Source organism: Chryseobacterium sp. VD8 (assembly GCF_037149975.1).
Lineage (GTDB): Bacteria > Bacteroidota > Bacteroidia > Flavobacteriales > Weeksellaceae > Chryseobacterium > Chryseobacterium indicum.
In genome coordinates, this window is sequence record NZ_JBBCQL010000191.1 from 1 (window position 1) to 9011 (window position 9011).

Annotated in this window: 7 protein-coding genes and 1 pseudogene; 5 read left to right on the forward strand and 3 right to left on the reverse strand. The window is 35.8% G+C overall.

Features of this window, described 5'->3' with window-relative positions; all coding sequences use genetic code 11:
* The 4 genes from trmD to deoC all read left to right on the forward strand — a co-directional run.
* Positions 1-479: tRNA (guanosine(37)-N1)-methyltransferase TrmD (gene trmD / locus WFK35_RS17270; protein WP_336733630.1), on the forward strand; the 479-nt coding region annotated here is incomplete at its 5' end.
* Between the two features lie 379 nt (positions 480-858).
* Positions 859-1803: an endonuclease/exonuclease/phosphatase family protein gene (locus WFK35_RS17275; RefSeq protein WP_336733631.1), complete on the forward strand. Its 945-nt coding sequence runs from the start codon at positions 859-861 to the stop codon at positions 1801-1803.
* 22 nt (positions 1804-1825) lie between these two features.
* Positions 1826-2296, forward strand: a complete 471-nt coding sequence (locus WFK35_RS17280; protein ID WP_076390855.1) for an Lrp/AsnC ligand binding domain-containing protein — start codon at positions 1826-1828, stop codon at positions 2294-2296.
* Positions 2297-2299: 3 nt separating this feature from the next.
* Positions 2300-3046 (forward strand): deoxyribose-phosphate aldolase, encoded by a 747-nt coding sequence (deoC, locus tag WFK35_RS17285; protein ID WP_336733633.1) that lies wholly within the window; start codon positions 2300-2302, stop codon positions 3044-3046.
* Positions 3047-3105: 59 nt separating this feature from the next.
* On the opposite strand, the gene dusB is transcribed toward deoC, so the two are convergent.
* Both dusB and WFK35_RS17295 read right to left on the reverse strand, forming a co-directional pair.
* Positions 3106-4104: a tRNA dihydrouridine synthase DusB gene (dusB, locus tag WFK35_RS17290; protein ID WP_336688581.1), complete on the reverse strand. Its 999-nt coding sequence runs from the start codon at positions 4102-4104 to the stop codon at positions 3106-3108.
* A 185-nt stretch (positions 4105-4289) separates the two neighbouring features.
* Entirely contained in the window at positions 4290-7496 is a 3207-nt protein-coding gene (locus WFK35_RS17295; protein WP_336733634.1) for a hypothetical protein, read from the reverse strand.
* A 191-nt stretch (positions 7497-7687) separates the two neighbouring features.
* Between WFK35_RS17295 and WFK35_RS17300 the strand changes: the two genes are divergently transcribed.
* Positions 7688-8488 carry a T9SS type A sorting domain-containing protein gene (locus WFK35_RS17300; RefSeq protein ID WP_336733632.1) on the forward strand — a complete coding sequence of 267 codons (801 nt, stop codon included), beginning with the start codon at positions 7688-7690 and terminating at the stop codon, positions 8486-8488.
* 81 nt (positions 8489-8569) lie between these two features.
* On the opposite strand, the pseudogene WFK35_RS17305 reads toward WFK35_RS17300, so the two are convergent.
* Positions 8570-9011, reverse strand: a pseudogene (locus WFK35_RS17305) (aminopeptidase); the annotation flags it as partial.

The following is a 9011-nucleotide window of genomic DNA, read 5'->3' on the forward strand; positions in this document are numbered from 1 at the left end:
AGCCTCTGGACAACTGTATTTCAGAATTAAAATCTCAGAGAGAATATGATGAAGTCATTTATCTTACGCCGGATGGAGTTACTCTGAATCAGAAAATTGCGAATACACTTTCCATTAAAAATAATCTGATTTTCTTGTGTGGGCATTATAAAGGTATTGATCAGCGTGTAAGAGATCTGCACATCACGAAGGAAATTTCCATAGGCGATTATGTTCTTACCGGCGGAGAATTGGCAGCCTGCGTTCTTGCAGATTCTGTAATCCGGCTGCTTCCGGGTGTTCTGAATGATGAACAAAGTGCTTTAACGGACAGTTTTCAGGACGATCTTTTATCTCCTCCAATTTATACAAGACCTGAAGTTTACAAAGGTCTGGAAGTTCCAAAAGTTTTACTGAGCGGAAATTTTGCCAAAATTGAAGAATGGAGGCACGATGAAGCGGTAAGAATCACCACAGAAAAACGTCCGGATCTCCTTTAAAATAGATAAAACCTATCGTTGTCCTAAATTTGCAACTAATTTTTTTTATAAATTTTTACAGCAGCAAACAATAGTTGTTGTTTAAAAATGGTTGAAAAAATTCTTATTACCTAGCTGTTCATAGAATTTATTCTACAGAAAAATTAAATTTAAAAATACCGTTTTATTTTGGGCCTAAAGCATATATTAGATTGTGCATAATATTTTTAATTAAATTTATCTATTTGATTTAAATAATTCTTTTAAATGCTTATATTTGAATAATAAATTAATTTTGCAAATTTGTTAAAATTATTAACGATATATTAAATAAAATAATAAATTTACATATTCATTTTAAATAAAAAAAGGTAATTGTTTGAAATCAGAAAATGTGCTAATGGAGTTGTTTAGTTTTTACAACGTTGAAAACTTATTTTTACCGGATCCGAAACCAATGCACAAGTTGGACCCAACTATATCGGGACTCAGGAACTGGGATGAGGGAAGATACCGGAACAAACTTTCAAAAATTGCACATGTTTTCAGGCTCATGAAGGAAGAGAATGGAGTATTGCCTTTTATAATCGGTCTTTCCGAAGTTTCCGGAAGGAAAGTTCTGGAGGATCTTGTGAAGATGGAACCTTTTAATTCAGAGTATGGAATTGTGCATTACAATTCTATGGACGAAAGAAGGGTAGATGTTGCCTTATTATATGATAAAAGCAAAGTAGAAATAATAGATTCTGAAGCTATTACATTCTTCTTTGAAATTATAAACAGAAGCACAGAAAATTACGATACAACAAGAGATATTCTTTATTCGAAAGTAAGATATAAAGGAGAGATTATTAATATTTTTATTGCACACCTTCCCTCTAAGCGCGAAAAAGATATTAATAAGCCCAAAAGAGCCTTTATACTTTCTGAGATCCGTGAAAGAATTTTAAATGTTGTAAACAATAGCAAAGAAAATGTAATTCTGTGCGGTGATTTTAATGAAAACCCAGATGATGAAAATTTAGTAAAAATTCTTTTTGACGATGCAGGAGTAAAAATATTGGAAAATCCTTTCCAGCATCTGTTTTCCACAAGAAATTATTCTACTTTTCATTATAAATCGGGACTGCTGTACGATCAGATCATTTTATCGAAGTCGTTCTTTAATGATGATCATGTTCTTGAATTTCAGGAAGCAAAAATATTCAATTCTGAAAAACTCAGCAGCCGAGACAGAAAGTTTGCAGGCAGACCTTACCGAACGTATGCGGGAACAAGGTATTTGGGAGGCTACAGCGATCATTTTCCGGTTTTTATAAAATTAGGGATTTGTAAACAGATGTAAAAACATAAATAAAGTAGAAAGAATGAAAAATTCAAACAACACGAGTTATCAGTTAGATTCAATTGACAAGGAAATAATTTATATGCTGATGGATAATGCCAAATCATCATTAGCTCATATTTCAAAAAATGTAGGAATCTCCACGACGGCGGTTCACCAAAGAATAAAAAAACTTGAACAGGCAGGGGTTATAGAAAACTCCATATCCTTTCTGAATCCTAAAAAAATAGGATACAAAGTAATTTCTTACATTGGTGTATTTCTGGATCAGCCAAGCCATTATCCGGATATGGTAAAATCCCTGAAAGATATTAATGAAGTGGTAGAAGCGCATTATACCACAGGAAATTATACCATTTTCCTTAAAGTTCTTTGTAAAGACAACGATCATCTAATGCAGATTCTTAGTAAACTTCAGCAATTGAAAGGCGTTATAAGAACAGAAACTTTCATATCTTTGGAGCAGGGTATTTACAGACAACTGAAAGTATAATAGATTATGAATATTGCACAATATCTGGATTCAACATATTTGAAAACACCTGCACAGTCAGGACTTTCACAGGAAGAAACTTTACAGAAAGATATCGAACTTACACAGGAAGCGATCGATCACGGTATTTTTGCCGTAATGATCCGTCCGGATTATGTTTCTGAGATTAAAAAGTATATTCAGGAAAAAAATTCAGATGTTGTCGTAGGAACGGTGATTGGGTTTCATGAAGGAACCTGCTCTGTAGATGAAAAACTTACAGAAGCTGAAAAAGCAATTGCTGATGGAGCAGATGAACTGGATTTTGTGATCAATTACAATGCTTATCTGAAAGGTGGTCTTGAGCTTGTAAAAAATGAGTTTGTAAAATGCACCAGGCTTAGTCTGGAACATCACAAAATTGCAAAATGGATCATTGAGATTGCTGCTTTAACCAATGAGCAGATTGCTGATCTTACCAAAAATATTTCTATTTGGGCAGAAGAGAACTTTTCCGAAAATGATTTATCTAAAATTTTTGTGAAGTCTTCCACAGGCTTTTACGAAACAAAAGACGGAAAACCTAACGGAGCAACATTTGAAGGAATAAAAATTATGCTCGATAATGCAGGAAAACTTCCTGTAAAAGCTGCGGGCGGAGTAAGAACTCCGGAAGATGCAGAAAAAATGATTAATCTTGGAGTAAAAAGAATCGGGACTTCTTCGGCATTGGCTTTAATTAAAAATCAAACGTCTTCGGAAGGATACTAGATAAAAAACTAAACAATGAAAATAAAAAACCATCAACTTACTATTGATGGTTTCATTTTTTATGCCTGTTGTGCTAAATATTCTGTGTAAAACTCCTGTGTTTCTTTAATCAGCACATCCATTTCTTCTAAAGTGAATACTTCTAAAAATTTCTTTCTGAAATCTTTAAAGTGAGGAACTCCACGGAAATAATTGCTGTAATGCTGTCTCATTTCCACCAGTCCTAATCTTTCGCCTTTCCATTCTGCACTCCATTCTGCATGCTGACGAACCGCCAGTAAACGGTCTTCGATGGCAGGAGCCGGTAAATGCTCTCCGGTTTTAAAGAAATGCTTGATTTCGTTAAAAATCCAGGGATATCCAATCGCTGCACGACCAATCATGATTCCGTCGCAGGCATATTTCTGTTTGTATTCTAACGCTTTCTCAGGAGAATCAATATCACCATTCCCGAAAATCGGGATTTCAATATTAGGATTTTGCTTAATTCTTGAAATATGTTCCCAGTCCGCTTCACCTTTGTACATCTGCGCGCGGGTTCTCGCATGAATGGTTAATGCTTTGATACCTGTTTCCTGAAGACGTTCTGCCACTTCATCAATATTAATGGAAGTGCTGTCCCAGCCTAAACGTGTTTTTACCGTTACAGGAAGACTTGTAGACCGTACTACGGCTTTGGTAAGACGAACCATCAGATCAATATCCTTCAAAACTCCTGCTCCAGCTCCTTTGCATACAACTTTTTTTACAGGACATCCGAAATTGATATCAACAAGATCCGGATTTACCGTTTCCACAATTCTTGCAGACATAGCCATTGCTTCTTCATCACCTCCAAAAATCTGAATTCCGACAGGTCTTTCGTAATCGAAAATATCAAGTTTCTTACGGCTCTTGATGGCATCACGAATTAACCCTTCCGAAGAGATAAACTCCGAATACATTAAATCTGCTCCGTGCATTTTGCAGAGTCTTCTGAACGGCGGATCACTCACATCTTCCATCGGTGCAAGCAAAAGCGGAAATTCCGGCAGTTCTATATTGCCAATTTTTATCATGGTGCAAATTTACGAATTTCTGAGCATTTCAGAATTTGATAATTTCTATTAATGTAATTGCTGTCAATAAGAAGTGCAGAAAATGAAAATCTTCCGGAAAATTATAATACTAAGCAAGAAATCTAAAACCCTCAAATCCTCAAACTCTCCAACACAAAAACTCTCCAATTCAAAACCCACCGACTTTAGAAACTCGCCTTCACCTGCATACTTCCGATATGAATCGTACGGTCTCCGGAATTTCTGCCTTCATAATTTAAATTTAGCTGAAGAAAAGAATTAATTGCCTGCTGAATGAAAACACTCCAAACCTGATTTTTCCCCGGTTTTAATCCATCCAACATCTGGTTTCCGACAATGCTGAAATTATTGCCGTTGAAATTATTATTGATGAATGAGAAATTTCCTCTGATAGACGTTTTTCTGCGTTCCCACTGAATCGTTCCCGTAACATCAAAAGCTTTGAGGAATTCTTCTCCATCCACTCTCTGTTTCTGGCGGAATGCCGAAGAAAGTTCTGCCTGAATGGCATCGGTAAACTTATAGGTTGCTTTTGGTTTTGTTTCAAAATTATTCAGACGGTAATCTCTTGTAGAAAATAACTGTGAAGAATTTTGAATATCATGAACCGAATTTTCCCAGTCGATACGGAATTCTTTATTAAACCAATAGCCGATATTCAGGAAATGCGAAACCTGTTCACGCTCTTCATTACTGAAATTTGCATTGATGAGGTTATCATTGGAGATGAAACGGTAATTTCCATTCCAGCCGGATTTGTCGGTCGGACTGAACTGTGCGGAAGCCAGAATATTCTGATTTTTAAGAATCATGTCATCACTCTTCTCAAAAGGATTCAAAACCAGAACTTTATCTTTTTTGAAGAATGAATTTTGTGAGTTTAATGAAATATTGAAATTCCAGCGTTTTAAAAATTTATTCTCAGAATTAAAAACAATCGATGGATTCACAAATAAAGCGAGCTGAATTTTATTTTTATTGGAAGGGATATAACGCACGGAATTCGTGTAAATTCTGATGTATTGCGCCAAATCGGAATATTCGGCAATTTCAAATTCATCAAGCTGCTGAACGCCATCTCCGTTGTAATCCGTCCATTTGTAAATTCCCTGTCCGTCCGTCACTTTAATATACTGAAATTCCCTTTGTGCTTCCTGTCCGTTCCCAAGTTCATAGAAAGCCTGCAAACGCATTCCGTTCTTGAAAAGCTGCTGATTATAAAGAATATTTCCGACAACGAAGTCATTGTTTCTCGAAAGATCCACATCCTGATTCTGATAAAAGAACTTTCTGTAGTGGAGTAGGGCATTTAACGTTGTTTTTTCTGTTTTGATGATCTGGCTTTCTGCCATAATTCCCAAAATATTATTCATGTTCTGAAGTCGGTTGTCCCGCACAGAATCATTGTCGCGTATATAAACCTTTGCCAAAAGTTTGGTTCTTGTACTGTCTCCGATTTTTTTCTGAACAAAAAGTTCTTTCCAGCTGAAACTGGTAACATCCATCAGTTGAGTATCATTGTACTTCTTTTCGTTGTGTTCCATGCTTCCGCCAATTGCCCAGCTTCCTTTTTTGCCGGTAAACTCTGTGGAAACTCCGCCTCTGATGAATTTTGTGTCCTGAAGTACAGCATTGGTATTCAGATAAGATAAATTTCCTTTTGTGAAAAATTTACCGCTGATCCATCCAAAATCCAGATCATTCTTTATGCCTTTATAGGTTTCCTGCTCATCGAGATAATTGATTCTGTAATTTAAGGTAGATTTATTGTTCCATTTATTCAAAAAGCTGAAAATAAATCTGTTCTGTGTTCTTCCGCTGAATTCCTGCGTCAGATTGAAATCTCTGGAGAATTCCACATCATTAATTCGGTCTAAAATATGAAACTGCTTGTCTATGTATTGATATTCGAAATTCGGAGTTCCTTTCCAGTTGTTTTTGGTGAAGGTTTTATTTCCGAAAACTCTCCATGCATATCCTATATTCTGCTGAGAATCTTTTGATGAAAATAAATTAACATCATAATTGCTCAAAGATATGTCGGCTCCTATTTTTCCGTCTTTCAATAAATATTCCGAATTTACAGAATACACCTGCGATTTTTCCGGTGAAGGAAGTTTCCTTACGGCACGATAATCTCCCATGTTGGGACCAACGTATGCGAAAACACGACCGTTGTTGGTGGTCTGTGTAATTTTGTAATCTCCTAAATTAGCCCCGAAATAGGTGTAAGAAACACTGTACAAAGTTTGTGTGGCATCGGTTGAAAACTCATAATAATTTCCTCCCGAACCCTGAACCAGTTTGTATAAGATTTTATTGACGTCATATTCTGTCACCACTCCGGAAGGAGCATACATTAAATTCGGATTGTTTCCGGCTTCTGCAAGAATATGCTGATCTTCCTGTGAAAGATTTAAAGAAAGCGGTGCGTTTTTATTGTCGTTTTCCATAAACCAGTTTAGTCCCAGCTTAAGCTTTTCCCTTTTATGCTCAACTTTTCCGGTAAATAAATACCTTGAGTAATTTCTATTGGTATAATTATAAGATATGGTGATGAAATTCTGTTGGAAAATCGGTCGGAAGCTGGTAAAAGTAACTTCTCCGGTGTTGTAATTGATGATGTAATCCTGATTTTCACCACGCTTCATGAGAATACCATCGATGAAAACCTGTTCAGAGCCCGAAATTAAGGTGATAAACTGTTCGCCATTTTTTCCGGTTAAACGGTAAGGTCCCTGATTTCCTTCCACCCCCTGAAAACGGATTCTGTGAAACTCACTTCGCGCAACGCCCATCGAAACATCCACAAATGTTTTGTTTTCTTTCCCGAATTCTGTCTGAAATTCGAGTCCCATGCTTCTTCGCTGATATTTAGCGAAATAATTTTTAGCTTCAACCAAATCCAGATGTCCAGCTCTCAATATCGATTTATCCTTGATATTGAGCTGCATATAAATTTTGTCGAATTCCTCAAGCGTTTGTGTATATCCATCCGCCTGAATCGGGAGATTGTGATCCGAAATACTCGCAAGAATAGTTACATCCTTTGAAAGTCTTCCGGAAATCTGCAAATCCATAGAGCTTTGTACAGACTGTCCCTGATTGTTACCAAATGTAATTCCGCGAATGATAGATCCTTTAGAGTTTAATTCCCCTAAAAATCTTTTTTTATCATTTTTTGCAAGAACACCTTCATCTACAATAATTCTGTTATTGGTTTTTATAAAATCCAGCGTGTCTTTTGCAAAAATATCCTGCTCAAATCTGGCTGCGAGAATGCTGTCCTGTTTAAGGCTGTCATTTTTAAGATTGGATTGCGGAAGATTGGGATTTTTCCATGTAAATATCTGGGCATTTCCTGAAAACATGCCCACGAACAACAATACGAATATCAGAATAAAATTTCGCAAATCTTAAAAATAATGCGTAAAAATACTTAAAAATACTTTATGGAAAGGGTTTTAGTATTATTAACAGAAAATTAACCTAATTATTGTATTACTAAAAAAAAATGGCGTAATTTTGGCTTGTAAATTATTAATAATTAAATTTTTGAATCATGAAAAAGATTTACTCTCTATTTGCTGCAGTACTATTTGCTATTACAGCTTCAGCACAAACCACTATTTATACTGAAAATATGGGAACTACTGCGTCTGGAAATCCTCTTGTTACTGCTTTTACTGGTTGGCAAAACACTACTCCTATTGCATACTCAGGAACTGCAGATGTTAGAACCACAGGTGCATCTACCGGATATACAGGTGCTTCAGGCAGTGATTGTATATTCTTTGCGGCAGCAGGAGGAAGAACCTTTATTGTTAGTGGGATTAACACTTCTGCAGCGTCATCTTCAAATCTTCAGCTTAATTTTGGATTTTCCTCTTCCCAAGCAAGCAAGAATTTAACTGTAGAAACATCTACTGACGGAGGAGCAAACTGGTCTCCATTGGTTACTGTATCTAACGCCAACACATCATGGGCATTGAAGACAGTAACTTCAGGTATTCCGGCTAACTCTAATTTATCTTTAAGATTTACTGGTCTTGACGCTTCCTCTGGCGGAATGAGAATTGATGATGTATCTATTATAAATAATGCAGGAACTTTAGCTGTTACAGATTTATCTACTGTAAAAGGAGGTAACTTTGTTAAAAATACTTTCGTTAAGAATGATGAAATTACTTTCGGATCTGCAGCTAAAGATGTAAAAGTATACAATATGTTAGGACAAATTGTTAAAACAGCTTCAGTAAAAGAAAATGAGTCTTTAAGCGTTGCTGAATTACAAAAAGGAAACTACATCGTTACAGGTACTGTAAACAATAAACCAGTTTCTCAAAAAATCCTGAAAGACTAATTTGGCTCTTAAGCATTAAAATAAATAAAAGCCTCAGATTTCAAATCTGAGGCTTTTTTATGAAGTAATTTCAGTTATTTTTTAATACCAACCTCTCCTCGCTGCATTAATAATAGAATTCAGATTAAGAATTAAAGTATATCTTATTCTTTTTCCGTAATCTTTAAAGCCGGGTTCAAAACCTAAAGAAGATTGCACCGGAAGATAAATTTCAAGGAAATCCGGGATAATTCTTACTTTTACGCCACTGTCCCAGATAAATTTCGTCGATTGATTTTTGTTGTCATAAACTCCTGCATCTGCATAGACGTGGAAAATTTTCCACACACTTGTATCTACATTTACCGAAGTAATCCATTTATTTACGCTTCCGGGAATGAAAGATTTAAATCCTCCGTCTGCCAAAACATACTGCTGGGAAAGAATTCCTCCTGTCGCACTTTGTCCGAGTAAATTATAGGAAAAAGAATAGTCTGAAACTCTGGAAATCCCGTAATTGAAAGTATTATTTCTTGTATTGTTT